General features: G+C 71.5%; 21 protein-coding genes. 10 read left to right on the top strand and 11 right to left on the bottom strand.

Annotated elements, in window-relative coordinates:
- Positions 1–26 precede the first annotated feature (26 nt).
- Together IDM46_RS01330 and IDM46_RS01325 are read left to right on the top strand one after the other, a co-directional pair.
- A complete protein-coding gene (locus IDM46_RS01330; RefSeq protein WP_185114598.1) occupies positions 27–1985 on the top strand; it encodes a lytic transglycosylase domain-containing protein in 1959 nt (652 codons plus the stop codon).
- Positions 1985–3220 (top strand): multifunctional CCA addition/repair protein, encoded by a 1236-nt coding sequence (locus IDM46_RS01325; RefSeq protein WP_185114597.1) that lies wholly within the window; start codon positions 1985–1987, stop codon positions 3218–3220. Before IDM46_RS01330 ends, IDM46_RS01325 begins: the two co-directional genes overlap by 1 nt.
- Before the next feature lie 9 nt (positions 3221–3229).
- Here the strand turns inward: IDM46_RS01325 and IDM46_RS01320 are convergent, their stop codons facing one another.
- Complete coding sequence (locus tag IDM46_RS01320; protein ID WP_223877994.1) at positions 3230–3646, bottom strand: VanZ family protein; 417 nt, start codon at positions 3644–3646, stop codon at positions 3230–3232.
- Complete coding sequence (locus IDM46_RS01315) at positions 3643–4827, bottom strand: SAM-dependent methyltransferase (protein WP_182823270.1); 1185 nt, start codon at positions 4825–4827, stop codon at positions 3643–3645. The genes IDM46_RS01320 and IDM46_RS01315 overlap by 4 nt, the downstream gene beginning before the upstream one ends.
- Before the next feature lie 121 nt (positions 4828–4948).
- On the opposite strand from IDM46_RS01315, the gene IDM46_RS01310 reads away from it, so the two are divergent.
- A complete protein-coding gene (locus tag IDM46_RS01310) occupies positions 4949–5692 on the top strand; it encodes a pteridine reductase (RefSeq protein WP_185114596.1) in 744 nt (247 codons plus the stop codon).
- A 17-nt stretch (positions 5693–5709) separates the two neighbouring features.
- Here IDM46_RS01310 and IDM46_RS01305 read toward each other — a convergent pair whose 3' ends face one another.
- The 5 genes from IDM46_RS01305 to tsaD form a co-directional block, all read right to left on the bottom strand.
- Positions 5710–6543 (bottom strand): DUF6159 family protein, encoded by an 834-nt coding sequence (locus IDM46_RS01305; protein WP_182823275.1) that lies wholly within the window; start codon positions 6541–6543, stop codon positions 5710–5712.
- Positions 6544–6608: 65 nt separating this feature from the next.
- Complete coding sequence (folK, locus tag IDM46_RS01300; RefSeq protein ID WP_185114595.1) at positions 6609–7145, bottom strand: 2-amino-4-hydroxy-6-hydroxymethyldihydropteridine diphosphokinase; 537 nt, start codon at positions 7143–7145, stop codon at positions 6609–6611.
- Positions 7142–8470, bottom strand: coding sequence for a mechanosensitive ion channel domain-containing protein (locus IDM46_RS01295; RefSeq protein WP_185114594.1), 1329 nt, complete (start codon positions 8468–8470; stop codon positions 7142–7144). The genes folK and IDM46_RS01295 overlap by 4 nt, the downstream gene beginning before the upstream one ends.
- Positions 8471–8492: 22 nt before the next feature.
- Positions 8493–8846, bottom strand: coding sequence for a dihydroneopterin aldolase (gene folB, locus IDM46_RS01290; protein WP_182823281.1), 354 nt, complete (start codon positions 8844–8846; stop codon positions 8493–8495).
- A gap of 8 nt (positions 8847–8854) precedes the next feature.
- Entirely contained in the window at positions 8855–9880 is a 1026-nt protein-coding gene (tsaD, locus tag IDM46_RS01285) for a tRNA (adenosine(37)-N6)-threonylcarbamoyltransferase complex transferase subunit TsaD (RefSeq protein WP_185114593.1), read from the bottom strand.
- Between the two features lie 108 nt (positions 9881–9988).
- On the opposite strand from tsaD, the gene rpsU reads away from it, so the two are divergent.
- The 7 genes from rpsU (at position 9989) to IDM46_RS01250 (ending at position 16301) form a co-directional block, all read left to right on the top strand.
- On the top strand, positions 9989–10204 hold the full coding sequence (gene rpsU / locus IDM46_RS01280) for a 30S ribosomal protein S21 (protein ID WP_182823286.1): 216 nt from the start codon (positions 9989–9991) through the stop codon (positions 10202–10204).
- 111 nt (positions 10205–10315) lie between these two features.
- The gene (locus tag IDM46_RS01275; RefSeq protein ID WP_182823288.1) at positions 10316–10762 is read left to right on the top strand and encodes a GatB/YqeY domain-containing protein; all 447 of its coding nucleotides are present in this window, start codon (positions 10316–10318) and stop codon (positions 10760–10762) included.
- Positions 10763–10824: 62 nt separating this feature from the next.
- Positions 10825–11802: a YihY/virulence factor BrkB family protein gene (locus tag IDM46_RS01270; RefSeq protein WP_185114592.1), complete on the top strand. Its 978-nt coding sequence runs from the start codon at positions 10825–10827 to the stop codon at positions 11800–11802.
- Positions 11803–11830: 28 nt separating this feature from the next.
- Positions 11831–13570 carry a DNA primase gene (gene dnaG / locus IDM46_RS01265; RefSeq protein ID WP_185114591.1) on the top strand — a complete coding sequence of 580 codons (1740 nt, stop codon included), beginning with the start codon at positions 11831–11833 and terminating at the stop codon, positions 13568–13570.
- Between the two features lie 121 nt (positions 13571–13691).
- Complete coding sequence (locus IDM46_RS01260) at positions 13692–14939, top strand: DNA/RNA non-specific endonuclease (RefSeq protein ID WP_185114590.1); 1248 nt, start codon at positions 13692–13694, stop codon at positions 14937–14939.
- A complete protein-coding gene (locus IDM46_RS01255; RefSeq protein ID WP_221441757.1) occupies positions 14932–15375 on the top strand; it encodes a hypothetical protein in 444 nt (147 codons plus the stop codon). Before IDM46_RS01260 ends, IDM46_RS01255 begins: the two co-directional genes overlap by 8 nt.
- Before the next feature lie 77 nt (positions 15376–15452).
- Complete coding sequence (locus tag IDM46_RS01250) at positions 15453–16301, top strand: protein tonB (RefSeq protein WP_182823298.1); 849 nt, start codon at positions 15453–15455, stop codon at positions 16299–16301.
- An 18-nt stretch (positions 16302–16319) separates the two neighbouring features.
- Here IDM46_RS01250 and cyoE read toward each other — a convergent pair whose 3' ends face one another.
- The 4 genes from cyoE to IDM46_RS01230 are packed head-to-tail and all read right to left on the bottom strand — an operon-like array spanning position 16320 to position 19732.
- Positions 16320–17240 carry a heme o synthase gene (cyoE, locus tag IDM46_RS01245; RefSeq protein ID WP_185114588.1) on the bottom strand — a complete coding sequence of 307 codons (921 nt, stop codon included), beginning with the start codon at positions 17238–17240 and terminating at the stop codon, positions 16320–16322.
- 1 nt (position 17241) lies between these two features.
- On the bottom strand, positions 17242–18420 hold the full coding sequence (locus tag IDM46_RS01240) for a COX15/CtaA family protein (protein ID WP_185114587.1): 1179 nt from the start codon (positions 18418–18420) through the stop codon (positions 17242–17244).
- Entirely contained in the window at positions 18420–19004 is a 585-nt protein-coding gene (locus tag IDM46_RS01235) for a hypothetical protein (protein WP_182823929.1), read from the bottom strand. The genes IDM46_RS01240 and IDM46_RS01235 overlap by 1 nt, the downstream gene beginning before the upstream one ends.
- Before the next feature lie 2 nt (positions 19005–19006).
- Positions 19007–19732: an SURF1 family protein gene (locus IDM46_RS01230; RefSeq protein WP_223877993.1), complete on the bottom strand. Its 726-nt coding sequence runs from the start codon at positions 19730–19732 to the stop codon at positions 19007–19009.
- Positions 19733–19753: the final 21 nt, after the last annotated feature.

Raw genomic sequence — 19753 nt, 5'->3', positions numbered from 1 at the left:
CAGAAACCATCCGTTATAGTCCCGCCATGCCAGACAACAAGACGCCCATCGTACTGGTCGCCGCGCTGCTGCTGGTGGCCGCGACCACCGCGTGCGCCCAGGCGCAACCCGACGACGACCTTGCACGGCGCGCGCTCTCCGCCGCCGAAATCGGCCTGCCCGCGCCCACGCCCGCGCTGCGCAACGACCATCCGCTGCAGGGCTGGATCGAATTCGCGCGCCTGCGCCGCGACATCGACACGCTGCCGGCCGCGCAGGCGCAGGCCTTCGTCGCGCGTCAGGCCGGACAGCCGGTGGAACTGGCGTTCCGCGAGGCCTGGCTTGCGTCTCTGGCCAAGCGCGACGACTGGACCGGCTTCCGCGCGGCGTGGTCGCCGCGGATTTCGTCGACCGCGCTGCGCTGCCACGAACTCGAGGCGCGCGCGCAGACCGGTGCGGTCGATGCGAAATGGACCAGCGAGGTGCAGGCGCTGTGGCGCGGCGCGGCGAAGTCGCTGCCCGACGCCTGCGATACGCCGATCGCCGCGCTGGAACGCAGCGGCGGGCTCGCGCCGGCGCTGCGCTGGGAGCGCATCGACAAGGCGATCGCAGCCGGGCAACCGGGCGTGGTGCGTGCCGCGGCGCGCGGATTCAGCGGTGACGAACGCACGCTGGCCGAGACCTATGCCGCCTACCTCGACAAGGCCGACGATCGCGCACTGCAGTGGCCGAAGACCGCGCGCAGCCGCCTGGTGGCATCACACGGGCTGGCGCGCCTGGCCAAGGCCGACCCCGGCGCGGCCGAGGCGCTGCTGCCGCGCGTCGCACAGGCGTTGGCATTCGGCGACGCCGAGCGCAACCGCGTGCTGTACGACATCGCGCTGTGGACCGTGGCCTCGTACGACCCGGGCGCCACGCGCCGCCTGGCCACGGTGCCCGAAGCCGCCTACGACGAGCGCCTGCACGAATGGCGCGTGCGCGAGGCGATGGCACGCACCGACTGGCGCGCGGCGCTGGCCGCGATCGCGCGCATGGGCGACACGCAGCGCAAGGATTCGCGCTGGAGCTACTTCGCCGCGCGCCTGCGCGAACTGACCGGCGACCGCGCCGGCGCGCAGCCCCTGTATGCCGCCGCCGCGCGTGCGCCCGAATTCCACGGCTTCCTGGCCGCCGACCGCGGCAAGCTGCCGTATGCGCTGTGTCCGCTCGAGCATGCCTCCACGCCGGCGGCCAAGGCGGCGGTGGCCGCCGATCCGTCGCTGCGGCGCGCGATGGCGCTGTACCGCGTCGAGCGCGGGGCGTGGGCCGAGCGCGAATGGCGCGCCGCGCTGGCGCGCTTCAACGACGACCAGCGCCGGCTGGCGGTGGAGGTCGCACAGGACAACGGCTGGTTCGACCGCGGCGTGTTCGGCCTGGTCAATGCCGGCGGCGAACGCAAGCCGGACGAACTGCGCCTGTACGCGCTGCGCTTCCCCCTGCACCACGACGCGCTGATCCGCGCCGAATCCGCGCGCAACAACCTGGACCCGGCCTGGGTGGCGGCCGAGATCCGCGCCGAGAGCGTGTTCAATCCCAAGGCCCGTTCCGGCGCCAACGCGCGCGGCCTGATGCAGGTGCTGCCGGAGACCGCGGCCGGCGTGGCCGCGCGCCTGGGCCTGCCCTGGTCCGGCGCGGAGAGCCTGTACGACCCGGCCACCAACATCCGCATCGGCACCGCCTACCTGCGCGAGATGAAGGACAAGTACGCGCTGCCCTACGTGGCGATCGCCGCCTACAACGCCGGCCCAACGCCCACCGCGCGCTGGCAGGCGCAGCGCCCCGGCATGGATGCCGATTTCTGGATCGAGACGATCACCTACAAGGAAACCCGCGACTACGTGGCGCGCGTGCTCGCCTTCAGCGTGATCTACGACTGGCGCCTGGACGGCAAGGCGGTCGCGGTCAGCGACCGCATGCACGGCCGCAGCGGCGGCGCGCGCAAGCCCTTCGCCTGCCCCGCGGCCTGATGGAGACCTGGCTGGTCGGCGGTGCCGTGCGCGACCGGCTGCTGGGCCTGCCGGCGGGTGACCGCGACTTCGTGGTGGTGGGTTCCACGCCCGAGGCCATGCTCGCGGCCGGCTTCAGGCCGGTGGGGCGTGATTTCCCGGTGTTCCTGCACCCCGCGACTGGCGAGGAGCACGCGCTCGCGCGCACCGAGCGCAAGTCGGCGCGCGGACACCGCGGCTTCGTGGTCGACGCCGATCCGTCGGTGACGCTGGAGGAGGATCTCGGCCGCCGCGACTTCACCATCAACGCGATCGCCGAAGGCACCGATGGCCGGCTGGTCGATCCATACGGTGGCCAGGGCGATATCGAAGCGCGCGTGCTGCGCCACGTGGGACCGGCGTTCGCCGAGGATCCGCTGCGCGTGCTGCGCGCGGCACGCTTCATGGCGCGCTTCGCCTCGCTCGGCTTCCACGTGGCCGACGACACCATGGCGCTGATGCGCGAGATGGTGGCCGGTGGCGAGCTGGCGGACCTGGTGCCCGAACGCGTCTGGCAGGAACTCGTGCGCGCGCTGCGCTCGGCAACGCCATCGGCGTTCGTGCGCACGCTGCGCGACTGCGGCGCGCTGGCCGTGGTGCTGCCCGAGGTGGACGCGCTGTACGGCGTACCGCAGCGCGCCGAGTACCACCCCGAAATCGACACCGGCGTGCACGTCGAGATGGTGTGCGACATGGCCGCGCGGCTGGCGCCGGGCGATGACGAGGTGGGCTTTGCCGCGCTGGTGCACGACCTGGGCAAGGCGCTCACGCCCGCGGCGAAGCTCCCGGCGCACGTGATGCACGAGCAGCGCGGACTGGCGCCGGTGCGCACGCTGTGCGCGCGCCTGCGCGTGCCCGCCGCGCACCGCGACCTGGCGCTGCTCGCCTGCCGCGAACACCTCAACGTGCATCGCCTGGCGGAGCTGCGCGACCAGACCGTGCATGACCTGCTGGCGCGCTGCGACGGCTTCCGCAAGCCCGAGCGCATCCACCGCCTGGCAACCGTGTGCGAAGCCGACAAGCGCGGCCGCGGCGGTGCGTCCGAGGACGCATATCCGCAGGCCGCCGAGCTGGTGCGGCTGCGCGATGCCGCTGCCGCGATCAGCGGCGCCGACGTGGCGGCGAAGGACCTCGACGGTCCGGCCTTCGGGGCGGCGCTGCGCGACGCACGGGTCGCCGCGCTCGCCGCGGCACGCACGCTGCGCGCCAGGGCCTGAGCCGCGCCGTCAGGCGTTCGCGCGCCCGCGGGTATCCCAACGCAGCAGCACGTCCTTCATCGGCGTGAGGCGCGTCAACAGGCCGGCGATCACGCCCAGGGTGTTGGCCAGCGCATCCCAGCGGTCGGCGATGCGGGTGCCGGTCAGCACTTCCTGGCCGTGCTCGAGGCCGACGCCGAGCAGCACCAGCCCCAGGCCCGCGCCGAACAGCGCCGGCCAGCGCGCGAACAGCTGCACCGCGCTGGCGGCGAGCGCGAAGTAGGCAATGAAGTGGTGCAGCTTGTCGCTGCCCGGCGCGTCGGGGAGATCCGGCGCGGGCAGCAGCGAGAACACCACCACCGCCGCGATCGCCAGGCACCACAGCGTGGTCCACGCCAGCGGGTGCGCCAGCGGCTTGAGCGAACGCCCGAAGCGGCGGCCGCTCACAGCCGGAAGCTCAGGTCCCCGGCCAGGAACGCGGCCTCGAACGCCACGCCGTGCTCGAAGCCCATCGCCTGGAAGCGTTCGCCCATCGCGCCGGGCATGGTCAGCTGCTGCACCTGCTGGCGCAGCGAGAAGCGCGCGCGGTCGCCGGGCGCGTCCGCCTCGTGCGCGGCCAGCCGCTGCTCGAGGCCATTGCCCAGCAGGAACGCCGCCTGCGAGCAGTAGCCCGCGAACTCGAAGCCGGCGCCGGTACCGGCTTCGGCCAGCGCGGTGAAGTCCACCGAGGCGGTGATGTCCTGCAGGCCAACGCGCGCGAACACGTCCTGCACCACGTGGTGGCGGTAGAACGCGCGCAACGTGCCGTCGGGGCGGGTATCCGCGTAGTACTCGCGGCGCGGGTGGCCGTAGTCGATGAAGAGCATGGCGCCGGCCTGCATGGCGCCCATCACCGCCTGGATCCAGTACGGCAGCTGCGGCAGCAGTTCGGAACGGTAGCCCTCGCGAAACGCGCCGTCGCCGCGCTGCTGCTCGACATGCCGCACCGCCGCGGTCATCAGGGCATCGGCCGGCACCTCGACCAGGCGGAAACCGCCACCGGATGCGCTGGCCACGCCTTCTTCCATGACCCCGCCGTTGCGGATCACGAAGCGCGGCGTGGGCAGCGCGTCGATCACCTCGTTGGCGAACAGCACGCCCTGCCACGCCTCCTCGCGCGGGCGGTCCAGCCATTCCACGCGCTCGAACACGGCCGCCGGCAGGCGCTGTTCGAGCCGCGTGCGCTGGCGCTCGCGCAGGTCGGCGCTGGGCTCCAGGATCGCGTAGCGCGCGGGCAGCGCGTCGAGCGCGGCGAGGTGGCCGAGCGCGACCTCGGCGAACGCGCCGCTGCCGCCGCCGATCTCGACGAAGTCGGCGCCCTCGCCCAGCTGGCGCAGTACCGGTGCCAGCGCCTCGACCACGCATTCGGCGAACAGTGGGCCGAGTTCGGGCGCGGTGACGAAATCGCCGGCGCGGCCGAACTTGGTGCTGCCGGCGCTGTAATAGCCCAGGCCCGGCGCGTACAGCGCCAGCTCCATGAAGCGCGAGAACGGCACGGCACCGCCGGAAGCGGCGATGTCGGCGTGGATGACCGCGCGCAGGCGATCGCTGTGCGCCTGCGCATCGGGGTCTGGCGAGGGGATGGGCATGGGGGTTTCCGCTGCGGACCTGCACAGGATACGGAACTGTCCACGTCGGAGGGACAGCGCCAGCTGAAGGCGTGCAGTGCGCGACGCGCTATCGTGAATGCCCCACAGCCCGGAGCCCCGCATGGCCGGACAACGCCCCGTCGCCCTCGTCACCGGTGCCGCACGCCGCCTTGGCGCGGCCATCGCGCGCCGCCTGCACGCCGAAGGCCACGACCTCGCGCTGCACTGGCGCAGCTCCGGCGCCGAAGCGCATGCGCTCGCCGCCGAGCTCGAAGCGCTGCGGCCCGACAGCGTGCTGCTGCTGCAGGCCGACCTCGCCGAGTTCGACCGCCTGCCCGAGATGGTCGCGCGCACCATCGGCCGCTTCGGCCGCCTGGACGCGCTGGTCAACAACGCCTCCGCGTTCAGCCCCACCGTGCTCGGCAGCACCACGCCGGCGCAGTGGGATGAGCTGTTCGCATCCAACGCGCGCGCGCCGTTCTTCTTGGCCCAGGCCGCGGCGCCGCACCTCGCCGCGCGTGGCGGCGCGATCGTCAACATGGTGGACGTGTATGCCGAGCGCCCGCTGCGCGGGCACGCGGTGTATTCAATGGCCAAGGCCGCACTGGTGATGGCCACGCGCGCACTTGCGCTGGAACTCGCGCCGAAGGTGCGCGTGAACGCCATCGCACCCGGCGCGATCCTGTGGCCCGACGACGGCGAGCCCGACATCGAGCGCCAGCGCGCGCTGCTGGCGCGCACGCCGCTGGCGCGCACGGGCACGCCGGAAGAAGTCGCAGAAGCCGTGCACTGGCTGATCGCGCATGCCGGCTACACCACCGGCCAGGTGCTGCGCCTGGACGGCGGCCGCCTCCTCGAGGACTGAGGCGGCCGCGACCGTGCTCAACGCTTCGGCGCGAACACCGTGGCCAGCTGCGCGCCCTGGAAGGCCGCCGGGATTTCGTGCGCCACCGCATAGCGGTACAGGACCGCCGAATAGATCCCGGTCAGCGCCGCCTGGTAGATCGCCAGCACGATGACGCCGACGGCGCAGATCACGCCCACCGCCACGGCAAGCACCACCGACGCCTGCGCGGCCAGCACCACCAGCGCCAGCGACAGCAGCACCGCACCGCCGGTCAGCAGCCCGAACGCGGCGCCGATGCCGACCTGGCCCACCGCGTTCTCGCCCCAGGTGCGCTTGAGCAGCGCCAGGCTGTCCTTGAGCGCGTCGACCGGGCCGACATTGCGGCTCACCAGCACCGGCACCACCAGGAACGCGGCCAGCGTCCACGCCGCGCCCAGGCCGCTGCCCAGCAGCCGCACCAGGAACCCGTTGTCCTTGTTCTTCATGCCCTGCAGCAGCACGCCGACGGTGGCGGCGATCGCCGCGTAGCCGAAGATGGCACCGAGCCGGCCGCGCGCCGCAGCGAAGCCATCGGCAAGCGTGGGGTCGCCGCCGTCCAGGCGGATCATCGCCGCGCCCACCAGCGCGCAGTTGAAGAAGATCACCACGCTGTAGGTGCAGAAGTAGAAGACGAAGCCGCCAATGACCGCGCCGATGCCGAAGCCGCCGCTGAACATGCGCAGCGCGAGCGCAGGGACCAGGAACGTCGCCAGCACCGCCAGCGTGGCCAGGCCCGAGAGGATCGGGAACAGCATCAGCTCCTTGTCGGAACGCAGCACCGCCGCGCTTGCCTTGACCATCTCCCAGCTGCGCGAAACCTTCTCGAACATCGTAGCGACCTCCCCGTAAGGCGCCGACCGCGGCCGGCGGCCGCGGCGTCGAACGCCATGTGCTGCTAGACCGCGGCAGCCGGCGGAGTGTGACCGTCCCCGGCTGCAGCCTGCAATGCGGGCAGTGCAACCGGGTGCATGGCCACGTCGCGCTCCGGCGACGCCGCCCACAGCGCGGCGAGCGTCAGCCCGGCGACCGGCTCCACGACATCCGGCGCGATTTCCGCCAGCGGCCGCAGCACGAAGGCGTGGCGCAGTTCGCCACGCGGCAGGCGCAGGTTGCCCGGCCCGCTGCATACCAGGTCGTCGAACAGCACGATGTCGATGTCGAGCGTCCGGTCACCGTAGCGCGGGCCGCTGCGGTCGCGCCCGTGGGCATCCTCAAGCGCATGCAGCCAGAGGTTGAGCGCGTGCACGTCGAGGTCGGTTTCAATCACCGCCGCGGCGTTGACGAAGTCCGGGCCCTCGAAGCCGATCGCAGGCGTGCGGTAGGCGCGCGAGGCGAGGATGTCGCCGAAGCGCGCGCGCAGCGCGTCGAACGCAAGCGCGACGTGCCGCTCGGGATCGACGTTGCTGCCCAGGCTCAGGCAGGCACGGCTCATGCGCCGGCGTTCGCCGGGGTGTCGCCGCCCGCGTCGCCCGCAGCGTCGGCGTCGTGCGGGCGCTGGGCGAGCAACGGTTGCGCAGCGTGCAGACGCACGTCCACCGGCGCGTCGCTGTGCGCCTGGAACACGCGCAGGCCGAACTCCGGCAGGATCGCCAGCAGGTGGTCGAAGATGTCGGCCTGGATGCCCTCGTACATCGCCCAGCGCACGTCGTTGCTGAAGCAGTAGATCTCCAGCGGCAGGCCGGCGTCGGTCGGCTGCAGCTGGCGCACCATCAGCGACATGCCCTGGTGCACGCCCGGGTGGTTGCGCAGGTACTGCTCGACGTAGGCGCGGAAGGTGCCGAGGTTGGTGACGCGGCGGCGGTTGACCGGCTCGGCGCCGTGGCCGGCGAGCTTGTCGTTCCAGCTGCGGATTTCGCTCGACTTGCCGTCGAGGTAGGCATCCAGCAGGCGGAAGCGGCGGAAGCGCGCCACCTCGTCCGGCTCCAGGAAGCGCGTGCTGTGCTGGTCCAGGTAGATCGCGCGCTTGATGCGGCGCCCGCCCGACTCGCTCATCCCGCGCCAGTTCTTGAACGAGTCGCTGATCAGCTTCTTGGTCGGGATGGTGGTGATGGTCTTGTCGAAGTTCTGCACGGTGACCGTGTGCAGGGCGATGTCGATGACGTCGCCGTCGGCGTTCTGGCTGGGCATCTCGATCCAGTCGCCGATGCGCACGCGCCCGTCGCCGCTGATCTGCAGGCTGGCCGCGAACGACAGGATGGTGTCCTGGAAGATCAGCATCAGCACCGCGCTGGCGGCGCCCAGGCCGGTCAGCACGTGCAGCAGCTTGACCCCGGCCAGGATGGCGATCGCCGACAGCACCGCGAGCGCGAACAGCACGATCTTGGCGACCTGCAGGTAGCCCTTGATGGGCTTGTCGCGCGCGTCCGGGCGGCGCTCGTAGATCTCGTTGGCGTGGTCGAAGGCGTGGCCGATGGCCAGCACCACGGTGAACACGATGAACACGTTGCAGAGGTTGCGCACGAACTGCGCGATCTCGCCCGGCAGGCCAGGCACCAGGGTGATGCCGGCGGCGATCACCAGCGCCGGCACCACGTTGGCCAGGCGCGGCACCACGCGCAGGCGGATCCCGGGGTTGGCCTCGCCGCCGCGCAGCGCCGGCAGCATGCCGAGTATCCGCCGCACGCCGCGCAGCAGCACTTTCTTCGTGATCAGGTTGGCCAGCCACGCCAGCAGCAGCAGGGCGGCCAGCATCACCAGCGTGTAGGCCCAGGGCCAGGGGGACAGCGCGTCCTGCAGCGCCTGCAGCATCTCTTGCATGTCGGATCCGGTTGCGGGGGAATCAGCCGCGCGTGCGCTCGATGCACACGCCCACCGCGCGCGCGCCGCGCACCGCGCCGGGCTTGCTGAGCTTCAAGCGTAACCAATCGACCTTGAACTCTTCGATGACGATTGCCGCGCAGCGCTCGGCCAGCGTCTCCACCAGGCCGAAGCCCGACTGCGAGACGTATTCCACCAGGCGCACGCTGACCGCCTTGTAGTTGAGGGTATCGGCGATGTCGTCGCTGGCCGCGGGCACGCGGTTGTCGAAGCCCATCTCCAGGTCGAACACCAGGGTCTGGCGGATGCGCCGCTCCCAGTCGTAGATGCCGATCAGCGCCTCGATCTCGAGGCCCTCGATGAACACCTTGTCCATGGCGGTACTCACAGCGCGGGCAGTCCGGCCATGTCCCAGCGCGGCACGACGTGCACCGCGGCCGGCTCGCGCTGGCCGGCCTCGAGGCGCAGCGCGCCGGCGAAGGCGATCATCGCGCCGTTGTCGGTGCACAGCTCCGGGCGCGGATAGCAGGCACGGCCGCCGCGCTTGGCGGCCATGGCCTGCAGGCGCGCACGCAGGCGCGTGTTGGCGCCCACGCCGCCGGCCACCACCAGCACGTCGCAGCCGGCGTCATCCAGCGCGCGTTCGCACTTGATGGCCAGGGTGTCGACCACCGCGTCCTCGAAGCCGCGGGCGATGTCGGCACGGGTGGCGTCGGTCTGGTCGCTGTTGCGCCAGGCCAGCATCACCTGCGTCTTCAGGCCGCTGAAGCTGAAGTCCAACCCGGGGCGGTCGGTCATCGGCCGCGAGAAGCGGAACCGCCCGGGCGCGCCCTGCTCGGCCAGCCGCGCCAGCTGTGGGCCACCGGGATACGGCAGCCCCATCAGCTTGGCGGTCTTGTCGAAGGCCTCGCCGGCGGCGTCATCCAGGGTTTCGCCAAGCAGGCGGTACTGCCCGATCGCCTCCACCGCGACCAGCTGGGTGTGGCCGCCGGAGACCAGCAGGGCCACGAATGGCGGCTTCGGCGGGTCGTCTTCCATCAAGGGGGCCAGCAGGTGGCCCTCCATGTGGTGCACGCCGACCGCGGGCAGTTCCAGCGCCCAGGCCAGCGAACGCGCCACCCCGGCGCCGACCAGCAGCGCCCCCACCAGGCCGGGGCCGGCCGTATAGGCCACGCCGTCGAGGTCGCCGACGCCCAGGCCGGCCTCGGCCAGGGTCTGGCGGACCAGCGGCAGCAGCTTGCGCACGTGGTCGCGGCTGGCCAGTTCCGGCACCACCCCGCCATACTCGGCGTGCAGGGCGATCTGGCTGTAGACGGCGTGGGCGAGCAGCCCGGCCGATCCCGCCCGCGCCGTGTCGTACACGGCCACGCCGGTTTCGTCGCAGCTGGTTTCGATTCCGAGGACTTTCATGGGCTTGCGGGCTCCTGGCCGGGGCCATTTGCGCGCACCCGAACCTTGCCGCTATCATACGCGGCTCGCCGGACGGAATCCGGTGTTCAGACATCCCAGAGATCCCATATGCCCAGCGTCAAAGTCCGCGAAAACGAGCCTTTCGAGTTTGCCCTCCGCCGCTTCAAGCGCACCTGCGAAAAGGCCGGCGTGCTTGCCGAGACCCGCAAGCGCGAGTTCTACGAGAAGCCGACGCAGGAGCGCAAGCGCAAGGCCGCGGCTGCCGTGAAGCGCCAGTCGCGTCGCACCTCGCGCGACGTCACCAAGCGCCAGCGCCTGTACTGAGCCCGGTCCTGCCGGCGCGCCCTGCGCCCGGTGACTGACTGCGGCACCACTGAAGCCGGCACGCGCAAGCGTCGCCGGCTTTACGTGTTCCCCGAACCGGAGAATCCAACGATGAGCCTCAAGCAGCGCCTCACCGATGACATGAAGACGGCCATGAAGGCCGGCGACAAGGCCAACCTGGGCGTGATCCGCCTGATGCTCGCCGCGATCAAGCAGCGCGAGGTCGACGACCGCGTCGAGCTCGACGACGCCAGCGTGCTCGCCACGCTCGAGAAGATGCTCAAGCAGCGCAAGGACTCGGTGTCGCAGTTCGAGGCCGCCAGCCGCGAGGACCTGGCCGCCATCGAGCGCGCCGAGATCGAAGTCATCCAGCGCTACCTGCCGGACAAGCTGGGCGAGGCCGAGGTGATCTTCGAGATCGACGCCGCCATTTCCGAGTCCGGCGCCGCGGGCCCCGCGGACATGGGCAAGGTGATGGGCCTGCTGAAGCCGCGCCTGGCCGGCAAGGCCGACATGGGCCAGGTCTCGGCGCTGCTGAAGGGCCGCCTGGCCGGCTGAGCGACAGCGCGGTCGCCGCCCACGGCGACATCGCGTGCACGGCGCCTGCCTATGCTGGCGCCATGCCCCGATTCATCACGTCCCGCCTCAAGTCCGGTTTCGAGCGCCTGCAGCAGTCGCTGCCCTATGCCATCGCGCAGCGCTTCGTCGAAATCGACATCCTCACCCATGCGGCGTCGCTGACGTTCTTCGCGCTGCTGTCGCTGGCGCCGCTGCTGGTGCTGCTGCTGTGGCTGACGGCGTCGCTGTATCCCGCGGCGCAGGACGCGCTGCTCACGCAGATCCAGGGGATCGCGGGCAGCGGCGCCGGCGAGGTCGCCAGCACCGTGCTGGAGAACGCGCGCACCGAGCCCGATGTCGGCTCACTGGCGGGCACGTGGAGCACGCTGTTGCTGCTGTTCGGCGCCACCGCGGTGTTCGCGCGGCTGCAGGGCACGCTCAACGCGATCTTCCACACCGCCGGCGACAAGCTGCGTGGCGGCCTGCGCGCCTGGCTGCGCAAGCGCGTGTTCTCGTTCGGCGTGGTGATCGCGCTGGGCTTCCTGCTGCTGGTGTCGGCCGCGCTGACCACGGTGCTGGAGATCGCCTTCGGCGGCTCGCCCACGCTGCCGGTGCTCGGCAACCTGGCGGCGCTGGCCCTTTACACGGTCGCGTTCGCGCTGATGTACCACTACCTGCCCGACCGGCGCGTGCGCTGGCGCCAGGCGCTGCTCGGCGGCCTGCTGACCGCGGTGCTGTTCGTGCTCGGCCGCTGGGGCATCGGCCTGTACATCGCCGAGGCGGCGCCAGGCAGTGCCTATGGCGCGATGGGCACGCTCGTGGTGCTGCTGGTGTGGCTGTACTACGCGGCGGTGGTGTTCTTCGTCGGCGCGATGATCACCGCGGTGATCGACGAGCGCTGGCGCTTCGGCGACGTGCAGCGGCGCCTGGATGAGCGCGCGGCGCGGCGTGGCCTGCCGCCCGTTGCCGAAACGCCGTCCACCACGGCCGCAGCGTCCGCCAAGCCGGCCACGCGCGAGCCGGAACGCGCGGCCGGCTAGCGGCACGCGTGCGATCATGGCGGCAGCCATGGCACGCCTTTCCGACGCCTTCATCGACGACCTGCTCGCCCGGACGGACATCGTCGAGGTGATCGCCGCGCGCGTGCCGCTGAAGCGCCAGGGGCGCGAATATTCGGCGCGCTGCCCGTTCCACGACGAACGCTCGCCATCGTTCACGGTGTCGCCGACCAAGCAGTTCTACCACTGCTTCGGCTGTGGCGCGCACGGCACCGCGATCTCGTTCCTGATGAACTACGACCGCCTCGAGTTCCTCGACGCGGTGGACGAACTCGCGCGCCGCGCCGGCATCGAGATCCCGCGCGAAACGCGGCAGCACAACGAGAACCCCGATACCCGCGACCTGTTCGCGATCCTCGACGAGGCTGCGCGCTTCTTCCGCGGCGAGCTGGCCGGCAACGCCGAGGCGAGCGCCTACCTCGATCGCCGCGGCGTGGATGCCGCGGTGCGCGAGCAGTTCGCCATCGGCCATGCGCCGGGCGGCTTTTCGGCGCTGAAGGACGCGCTGGGCAGCGACCCGCGGCGGCTGTCGCTGCTCGAGCGTGCCGGCCTGCTGTCGAAGAACGAGCGCGGCCACAGCTACGACAAGTTCCGCGACCGGGTGATGTTCCCGATCCACGACCGCCGCGGGCGGGTGATCGCGTTCGGCGGCCGCGTGCTGAAGGCCGACGACTCGCCGAAATACCTCAACTCGCCGGAGACGCCGCTGTTCCACAAGGGCCGCGAGCTCTACGGCCTGTGGCAGGTGCGCCAGGCCAACCAGAAGATCGCGCGGCTGATCGTGGTCGAGGGCTACATGGACGTGGTGGCGCTGTTCCAGCACGGCATCAGCCAGGCGGTGGCCACGCTGGGCACGGCCACCACCCCCGACCACGCGGAGCTGCTGTTCCGCAACGCGCCCGACGTCTACTTCTGCTTCGACGGCGATGCCGCCGGCCGCCGTGCCGCCACGCGCGCGATGGAATCGGTCCTGCCGCGGATGAAGGACGGCCGCCAGGCGTTCTTCCTGTTCCTGCCCGAGGGCGAGGATCCGGACACCATCGTGCGCAACGAGGGCGCGGCCGGGTTCGACGCGCGCCTGGTGGACGCCACGCCGCTGTCGCAGTTCCTGTTCGACAGCCTGGCCGAGGACGGCATCAACCTCGCCACGCTGGACGGCAAGGCGCGGCTGGCCGAACGCGCCAGGCCGATGCTGGCGCAGCTGCCCGACGGCGCGTTCGCCGACCTCATGCAGCAGCGCCTGACCGAACTCACCGGCGTCGGCGCGCGCAACAGCGCGCCGCACGTGCACGTGCCCACCCAGCGCGCGCACCGCGCGCCGGCCAGCACCGCGCCGCGCCGCAGCCTGGTGCGCAGCGCCATCGCGCTGCTGCTGCAGAAGCCGGCGCTCGCGCTCGACATCACCCCGCCCTACCGCTTTGTCGCGCTGCGCCAGCCCGGCGTACCGCTTCTGACCGAACTGATCGCGATTGTCAGCGCGCGCCCGGACATCGGCACCGGCGCCCTGCTCGCGCAGTTCGAAGGCCGCGAGGAAGCGGCGGCGCTGCAGAAGCTGGCCAGCCAGACCATGCCCGGCGAAGAGGCCGGCTGGCACCTCGAATTCCTCGACGTGATCGGCCAGCTCGACCGCCAGACGCTGATGCAGCGCACCGACGAACTGCAGGCCAAGCAGCGCGAGGAGGGCCTGGACGCCGTGGACAAGGCGGAGCTGCGCGAGCTGCTGCTGGCCCGAGGGCGCAACGTCGGCTGATCGCGCGCCGCGCGCTGCTTCGATACGGTCATCGAACGCAGGGGTTTTCCCCAATGGTGGCGCGGGCGCGCGCCGCGTAACGTCGTCGCGACGGTGGACGCCACCGCCTGCGCAGCACGCCATGTCGTTCGAGACCCAACACCTTCTGGCTCCCCTCCCGCCGCCACCCTGGCGCGGCCTGGAAGCGTTCCTCTTCGGCGCACACGCCGGCAAGCCCGCCGCGCTGGACCCGGCACTGCTCGATGCACCACCCGGCGACGTCCGCTTCGACCTCGACGCCGGCAGCGTGCGCATCAGCGACGCGAAGGCCGGCCAGCACAGCACCACCTACACCGCCTGCGGCGACATGACCGTGCGCGGCCGCGACGGCGCCGGTACCGACGTGCCGCTGCGCTACGAGGCCAGCCTGCGCAACGCCGATGCCACGCCCGCCGCGATGCAGGCGCTCAACCCCTTCGACCCGGCCACCATCCCGCCGCGCGCGCGTATCGAAGTGCATGGCGCCGATTACGCCGGCACCGCCCTTGAACCCGCGTTCCGCACCCTGGCCGATGCCAATGGCCTCGCCTCCATCGACGACCTGCGGCTGTCGCTGGAGATGACGGAGAAGGGCCAGCTGCGGGTGATGACCGGCTCCGGACAGCTGTTCGACGCGCCGCGCGACGGCGGCCCCGGCTCCGATGCACTCGACCGCGAGGATTTCACCCGCCACACCACCATGCTGTCGGAGCCGGCCGGCGCCGACCGTGCCGCGTACACCCGCATGCTGCTCACCGGCGAGGTGCCCGACAGCACCGTGGTGCTGGCCGAGGACGTGGAGCCCGGCGAAGTGCGCGGCACCGTCACCGAAGCCGGCTCGGGCGAAGTGAACGACATCACCTGGTCGCTCGATGCCGAAGGCCGGCCGACCGGCGCCGAAGCGGTGCTGACCTGGGAGCCGTCCAGCAAGGGCCGTGACTCCGACCGCATCGAGACCAGCGCGCAGAGCCGGTTCCGCACCGACAACGGCATGAAGGGCACGCCCGACGACGTCGGCCACGTGTTCGCCTACCGCTTCGCCAACGGCCACGGCGAAGTGAACATGTTCCCGCAGTTCGGCCTGTTCAACCGCGGCGCCTACGCCAAGATGGAGCAGGAGTGGAGCGACTGGCTGGGCACCGGCATGGAGGTGCGGATCGACATCGACCTGGTGCGCAACGGCGGGCACCGCCCGGAAGAAGTGCACGTCGATTACGAAGTGATCGATCCGGCCACCGGCGCCGTGGTCTACGACCCCACGCTGATCGCGTTCGCCAACGCGGAAGGCCAGTCATTCGACGCCATCGCGTCGAAGCAGATGCCCGGCATGATCGACAGGGCCAGTGCCTGACGGCAGACTGGCCACGGACTTGCGCGTGGAGCCGCTGCTGGACAGGAATGCACTGATCGCCAGGATCGGCCAACTGCTGGTCGCCGACCCGGCGGTATCCGACGGCCTCTGGCACGGCTACGCGCTGATCGTGCGCTACGGCGACGGCGCGATCGCGCGCCGGCTCAGCGGCTTCCGCTACGACTCCGCAGGCGAACACCAGGCCGCGACGCCTGTCGACGACGCCCTCGGCCCCGCCTTCGACGACCTGCGCGAGGCGACCCGCGTGCCCGGCAAGGCCCCCTGGGGCGCCTGCGTGCTGCGCCTGTGGCGCGACAGCGGACGCATGACGGTGGAGTTCGAGTACGACACGCCGGAGCAGTGGGATGTCACGCCGGCAACGTTGTCCCACGTGGCGCAGCAGGCAAGGCCTGAGGACGCGGACCGCACTGCTTGAAGTTCCGCTGCTCGCCCTTGCGCCTGCGCGGACTCGGCGATACCGTGCCGCACAATGGTGCAAGGGGAGTACAGGGAATGTTCCGTTTCGTTCTGGCCGCCATGCTGGCCTTGTTCGCAGTATCGGGGCCCGCACAGGGCGCCCAGAAGAGGAGCGCCGGGTTCGAAGTCTCGATGCTCATCACCGGCGACCTCGACATCGAGATCGATGGTTCGGTGTCCAGGCACACCATTGATGACGGCGATGCGATTCCTCCCTACGCCGTCAACATCATCGAGCGAGCCATCACCCACTGGCGCTTCGAGCCTGTCCTGGTGGACGGGAAACCCGTCCCCGCGCGGGCGCGCATGACACTGCGGTTGCTCGGCACCCCGATGGAAGACGGCGGCCTCGCGGTCAGGCTGGCTTCTGCCACGTTTGGCGAGTGCGGCGAACCCGGGAGCGACCATGTCTCTTCGATCAAGATGACGCCCCCATCGTATCCGCGGGCCGCGCTCCACATGGGCGCAACCGGGACGGCCTATCTGATACTGAAGATCGGCGCCGACGGCCGCGTCTCCGATGCGGTTGCGGAGCAGGTGAACCTGCGATTCATCGCCCCTGCCACGACGATGAAGGCTGCGAGGAAGGAGTTTTCGGCAGCGGCCATCAGCGCGGCTCGGCGCTGGATTTTCGCGCCGCCCACGACGGGGGACGACGTCAATGCCCCCTTCTGGTCAGTACGTGTGCCGGTCACTTTCGCCATCAACTCGGAAGCAACCGAGGAGGGCACGCATGGCAAATGGGTGGCCTACATCCCCGGCCCCCGTCAGTCAGCGCCTTGGAGGGAGGACGAATCGGAGGGCAACGACGCCATCGCCGACGGAGCCTTCCATCAGGCCGGTACCGGCTATCGCCTGCTGACGCCGCTGCAGTCGGAGAGTTGAACCTCCGCCACGGGATCGCTACCCCACCCGCTGCAGCTCGAACAGGGGCAGCGGCTGCAGCCAGGGCAGCAGCCAGTGGTCGACGAGCAGGAACGCGAACAGCGCCATCAGGTACACGACCGAGTAGTTGAAGACCCGCATCGGGAAGAAGTCGTCCGGCGGGTCCATCAGCCGCCACGCGTACCAGAGGAACACCAGGCCCAGCACCAGCGCGCCGCCGAGGTAGAACAGGCCGCTCATGCCCACCGCCCACGGCAGCACGCTCACCACCAGCAGCAGCACGGTGTACAGCAGGATCTGCCAGCGCGTGTACTGCACGCCGTGCGTCACCGGCAGCATCGGCACCAGCGCGCGCGCGTAGTCCTCGCGGCGGAAGATCGCCAGCGCCCAGAAGTGCGGCGGCGTCCACACGAACACGATCAGCACCGGCAGCAGCGCGTGCGCCCAGTCCCACTCGTTCTGCATGCCGGTCACCGCCGCCCAGCCGAGCAGCGGCGGCGCCGCGCCGGCGATGCCACCGATCACGATGTTCTGCGGCGTGGCGCGCTTGAGGAAGCCGGTGTAGACCACCGCATAGCCGATCAGCGAGGCGAAGGTGAGCGCCGCGGTCAGCGGATTGACCAACGCGATCAGGATCGCCATCGACAGCGCGCCAAGACCGACCGCGAACGCCAGCACCTGCGCCGGGGTGAGCGCGCCCGTCGCCAGCGGGCGCTGCGCGGTGCGCACCATCAGCCGGTCGATGCGCTGGTCGATGAGGTGGTTGATGGCCGCCGCCGACGCCGCCGCCAGCCAGATGCCGAGCAGGCCGAAGATCGCCTGCCGCGCGGGTGGCAGGCCGGGCACCGCGAGGAACATGCCCACTAGCGCGGTGAACACGATCAGCGCGACCACGCGCGGCTTGGTCAGCTGCCAGTACTGGTCGAAGGGTGCGCGCATGTCAGTCCACCGCGCGCAGGCGCGCGAGCAGCGAGACCAGCACGAACAGCAGCAGCACCGCGCCGGCGTTGTGCATCACCGCCACCGAAAGCGGCAGCGCCAGCTTGACGTTGAGGATGCCCAGGCTGACCTGGGCGACGGTCAGCGCCGCCAGGGTGCTGCCCCATCCGCGCAGGCCGGGCGTGCGCAGTGCGCGCACCGCCGCCCACAGCAGCGCGGCGGCCGCGACCACCGCCATCATCCGGTGCGCCAGCTGGATCGCGATGCGCGCCGCGCCGTCGAGCACGCCGCCCTCGTAGTCCACGCCGATCCCGCGCCAGAGCACGAAGCCCTCGGCGAAGTCGGTTGGCGGCACCCACAGGCCCACGCACTTCGGGAAGTTGTCGGCCGACCAGCTGCCGGCACCGCACGACAGCGCGGCGTAGTTGGCGCTCACCCAGCCGCCGAGCGCGACCTGCACACCGAGCGCCGCGAGGGCGACCCAGAGCACGCGCCGCAGCGCCTGCGCGTCGGCCAGCACGATCGGCCGGTCGGTGGCACGCCACGCCATCCAGACCAGCAGGGACAGCGTCAGCAGCCCGCCCAGCAGATGGCCCATGACCACCAGCGGTTTCAGCAGCCAGGTGACCGTCCACATGCCGAGCAGTGCCTGGAAGATGATCACCGCCAGCGTGATCGCGGACGTCCGCGCGAGGTCGCTGCCGATGCGGCGCAGCGCCGCGGACAGCAGGATCGCCTCGCCGAGGATGGCCAGCGCCGACGCCGCGACGTGCTGCCCCTGCATGTACAGCGGGATCGCCAGCGCCACCAGCGCCGCGGCCAGCACGATGCGGGCGATGCCCCGGGGCTGGCGGCGCGCGGCCAGCAGCGCCAGCACCAGCACCAGCACGCCCAGCGCCGCGGCGAGGTGGCGGTGCAGCTGTTCGCGCCAGGCCTTGTGGGTTTCGAAGGGGCGGATCGCGGAGGCCGCGTGGTCGGCCACCTGGTGCGCGGCCTGCGGCCACGCGGCGCGGCCATAGCAGGTCGGCCAGTCCGGGCAGCTCAGCCCGGCATTGGACAGGCGCACGAACGCGCCGAACACGATCACGCACAGCGCCAGCCCGACGGCCAGCCAGGCAATGCGATGGAAATGGCGGGGGACGGAGCGCGGGCCTGTGCGCGCGGGTTGCGTGGCGGTCATTACTTCAGCTTGAGGAGGCGCGCCATGTCCTGGCGCAGGTGGCCGGCATCGAAGCCGGGCGCGTAGCGCAGGATCACGAAGCCGTTGGGGTCGACAACATACACCGGCACGCCCTGCGCGCCGCCGGCGTCCACGCCGGGCAGCGCGGCCGAGAGCTGCGGCGAGGGCTGCAGCACGCGCCATGCGCGGTTGCGCTCCACGCCGTCGGGCGGCGTGCCGACCCACAGCACGTGCACGTGGTCGGCTTCGCGGCCGAACAGGCGCCAGACCGTGTCCAGGTCGCGCGACAGCGTGACGCAGGCGTCGGTGCAGCTCGCCGGCGGGGCGACCAGGATGCGCCAGGTGCGTTCCACCGGGTTCCAGGTGTATTCACCGCCGTCGACAAGGAACGGCGCCGCGCCGCGCAGGTCGCCAGGCGGCTGCAGCAGTTCGCCGTGGTTCTTCATGCCGGCGGGGCGCCAGCCCGAAAAGCGCAGTGCACCGGCGGCAAGCACGCTGCCGAGGAAGATCACCACGATCGCCACCAGCATGGTGCGGTTGCGCCTGCGGGTGGGCACGAAATCCGGATGGTCGGGGGCGGGCATGTTCATCGGCGGGTCCTGCGGAAACTGAGGATGAGCGCGATGACGAGCATCGCGGCGGCCAACGCGAACCACTGCACCGCGTAGCCGAGATGGCGTTCGGGCGGCAGCGTGTTGGCGAGCATGTCGAGGTCGCGGGCGTAGCCCAGCGGGAGGTCCGGATCGAGGCGCAGCACGCGCGCCGCGAGGCGCGGCTGGCCCATGGCGGCGGCGAGTTCGGATGGCACAAGGCCGATCGCCAGCAGGGCACCGGAATCGCCCGGCGCGGCTGCCAGACCCGTGCCACCGATGCCGCGCGACGGCGGCGGCGCCAGCATGCCGGCGACCTCGAACTCGCCCCGTGGCCGCGGCACGTCCGGCATGCGGCGGTCGCCGGGCACCGGCAGCCAGCCGAGTTCGACCAGCAGCGGGGTCCCGGATTGGGGAATGAACACGCGGTAGGCGCGCACGCCGCTGCGTCCACCGCGCTGCTGGTTGTCGAGCAGCAGCGCCGGCGCCTCGGCGAAATGGCCGCGTCCGCTGGCCCAGTCATAGCCCTGCGCGCGTTCCGTGTCGGCCGCGACCGACAGCGGCCGTGCCGCGCGCGCGGCCAGCGTGGCCGCCACCGCGTCAAGCGTCGCCTGCTTGTCGTGCTGGCGGCCCAGCTGCCAGCTGCCGAGCATGGTGAATGCAGCGATCACCAGGATCGCGAGCAGCCAGCCGACCACCGCCCATGTGGCGCGACGGCTCACCGCGGCGCGCCCACCGGCTGC

Origin of the sequence: Luteimonas sp. MC1825, assembly GCF_014764385.1 — a bacterium.
GTDB lineage: Bacteria > Pseudomonadota > Gammaproteobacteria > Xanthomonadales > Xanthomonadaceae > Luteimonas.
Note: the sequence above shows the minus strand (reverse complement) of the source record. Positions and strands in the feature narration are given on the sequence as shown.

Bases quoted from the DNA above. Each gene is read 5' to 3' on its own strand.
- IDM46_RS01330 (WP_185114598.1), top strand. From the start codon at position 27: ATGCCAGACAACAAGACGCCCATCGTACTGGTCGCCGCGCTGCTGCTG.
- IDM46_RS01325 (WP_185114597.1), top strand. From the start codon at position 1,985: ATGGAGACCTGGCTGGTCGGCGGTGCCGTGCGCGACCGGCTGCTGGGC.
- IDM46_RS01315 (WP_182823270.1), bottom strand. From the start codon at position 4,827: ATGCCCATCCCCTCGCCAGACCCCGATGCGCAGGCGCACAGCGATCGC.
- IDM46_RS01310 (WP_185114596.1), top strand. From the start codon at position 4,949: ATGGCCGGACAACGCCCCGTCGCCCTCGTCACCGGTGCCGCACGCCGC.
- IDM46_RS01305 (WP_182823275.1), bottom strand. From the start codon at position 6,543: ATGTTCGAGAAGGTTTCGCGCAGCTGGGAGATGGTCAAGGCAAGCGCG.
- folK (WP_185114595.1), bottom strand. From the start codon at position 7,145: ATGAGCCGTGCCTGCCTGAGCCTGGGCAGCAACGTCGATCCCGAGCGG.
- IDM46_RS01295 (WP_185114594.1), bottom strand. From the start codon at position 8,470: ATGCAAGAGATGCTGCAGGCGCTGCAGGACGCGCTGTCCCCCTGGCCC.
- folB (WP_182823281.1), bottom strand. From the start codon at position 8,846: ATGGACAAGGTGTTCATCGAGGGCCTCGAGATCGAGGCGCTGATCGGC.
- tsaD (WP_185114593.1), bottom strand. From the start codon at position 9,880: ATGAAAGTCCTCGGAATCGAAACCAGCTGCGACGAAACCGGCGTGGCC.
- rpsU (WP_182823286.1), top strand. From the start codon at position 9,989: ATGCCCAGCGTCAAAGTCCGCGAAAACGAGCCTTTCGAGTTTGCCCTC.
- IDM46_RS01275 (WP_182823288.1), top strand. From the start codon at position 10,316: ATGAGCCTCAAGCAGCGCCTCACCGATGACATGAAGACGGCCATGAAG.
- IDM46_RS01270 (WP_185114592.1), top strand. From the start codon at position 10,825: ATGCCCCGATTCATCACGTCCCGCCTCAAGTCCGGTTTCGAGCGCCTG.
- dnaG (WP_185114591.1), top strand. From the start codon at position 11,831: ATGGCACGCCTTTCCGACGCCTTCATCGACGACCTGCTCGCCCGGACG.
- IDM46_RS01260 (WP_185114590.1), top strand. From the start codon at position 13,692: ATGTCGTTCGAGACCCAACACCTTCTGGCTCCCCTCCCGCCGCCACCC.
- IDM46_RS01250 (WP_182823298.1), top strand. From the start codon at position 15,453: ATGTTCCGTTTCGTTCTGGCCGCCATGCTGGCCTTGTTCGCAGTATCG.
- cyoE (WP_185114588.1), bottom strand. From the start codon at position 17,240: ATGCGCGCACCCTTCGACCAGTACTGGCAGCTGACCAAGCCGCGCGTG.
- IDM46_RS01240 (WP_185114587.1), bottom strand. From the start codon at position 18,420: ATGACCGCCACGCAACCCGCGCGCACAGGCCCGCGCTCCGTCCCCCGC.
- IDM46_RS01235 (WP_182823929.1), bottom strand. From the start codon at position 19,004: ATGCCCGCCCCCGACCATCCGGATTTCGTGCCCACCCGCAGGCGCAAC.